The sequence below is a fragment of the Parendozoicomonas sp. Alg238-R29 genome (genome assembly GCF_947331445.1).
Taxonomy (GTDB): Bacteria; Pseudomonadota; Gammaproteobacteria; order Pseudomonadales; family Endozoicomonadaceae; genus Sansalvadorimonas.
In genome coordinates this window covers 1-1,295 of sequence record NZ_CAMZOG010000216.1, presented here as the reverse complement: position 1 = coordinate 1,295, position 1,295 = coordinate 1, and the positions used below count along the sequence as shown (strand labels likewise).

1 protein-coding gene is annotated in these 1,295 nt (G+C 54.8%); it reads right to left on the bottom strand.

Annotation, left to right across the window (positions count from 1 at the left end; all coding sequences use genetic code 11):
* Positions 1-1,295: hemagglutinin repeat-containing protein (locus QMA35_RS21720; RefSeq protein WP_281649219.1), on the bottom strand; the 1,295-nt coding region annotated here is incomplete at both ends.

The following is a 1,295-nucleotide window of genomic DNA, read 5'->3' as shown; positions in this document are numbered from 1 at the left end:
CTGAATTCCGCAGAGTCCTGAACTGAAACGATGGCTACGCCGTTTTCGGCCTGCAGGGTGAGGTCGCCCTCTGCGCTAATCTGGCTGCCCTGTACCGCAGCCACATTCCCGGCATTGAAGTTGGCATCACCATCGACGTCTATAGTGCTGGCCTTGTTCCAGATTTTATCGTCCAGATAGTGGCTTTTCTTGCCGCCCGCCCCTGCGCGGCTACGCAGTTCACCACTGCTGATAATCAGGTTTTCACCGGCAATAGCAGTCAGGTTATCCGTGGTTTTGATGTGAGCTGCGGTCACTTCAATATTATGACCGGCATTCAGTGCCAGGGTGTCGGCGGTAATGCTGGCAGTGTCACCAATTTCTGTACGAATATTGGCACTGGCACCGCGGAACTGTTTGTCGCTGTGAGTTTGCTCAATCACCGTTTCATGGATAATGTCACCGGTGAGGGCATTCAACGTCACCCGGCCACCATTGATATGGCCGCCCCGGTTCACCAGGTCTCCGGCTGCCGTGGCTTCGAGGGTTTCGATGCCCTGCAGAGTCCCTGTGTTTAACAGTGTATGACCGGCACTCACTATCAGATTTTCAGACGCGCGAATGCCGCCACTGTTGGTCAGTGGGCCCCCGGCGGTCAGTTCAACAGTGTTACCGGCTATCAGGGCACCGTCGTGTTGTAGAACCTTACTGTCGCCTGCCAGATAAAGCACAGGCACAAGGACATTCTTCCCGGCTACGGGCTGTTCAACCAGCCAGACAATATCTCTGGTGAGCTGGCGGGCCTGTTCCGCAGACAACGCGACACCCAGGGTTAAATTCAGGTCACTCTGGCTGGCTGCCGCGTTGTTCATTAACCACTGATACTGTTCCGTGTCGTTGGCAAAACCAGGTTCAAGAAAACGATTGCCTGTTGCCTGGGCGACCAGATCCCGTACCAGCCGGGTTTCGTAGACGCCATCACCCAGACGACGCTGGATATTGTCTGTCTGTAATCCCAGTTGATTGATCAAATCATCCGAACTGGTGAAATTGCCGAACTCGGTAAAGACCGGATTGCTAACAATCAGGGGCCTGGTCTCTTCAGGAGGCTGTGTTTCTTCCTGAGAGCCTTCGTCATTGGCCACCACATAATAGTGACGACCTGCCGTCGGGCTGAAGGAACCATAGCGGCCGTCTGGCAACTCAAAACCCGGTGTAGCCAGCGGGTTAAAGGCATTCCCGATCGCACCATCCAGCGTGATATCGATGCCTTCCTTCTGAGGAGAGATGAGCGTGCGCTTGGAAACGGTCGACAG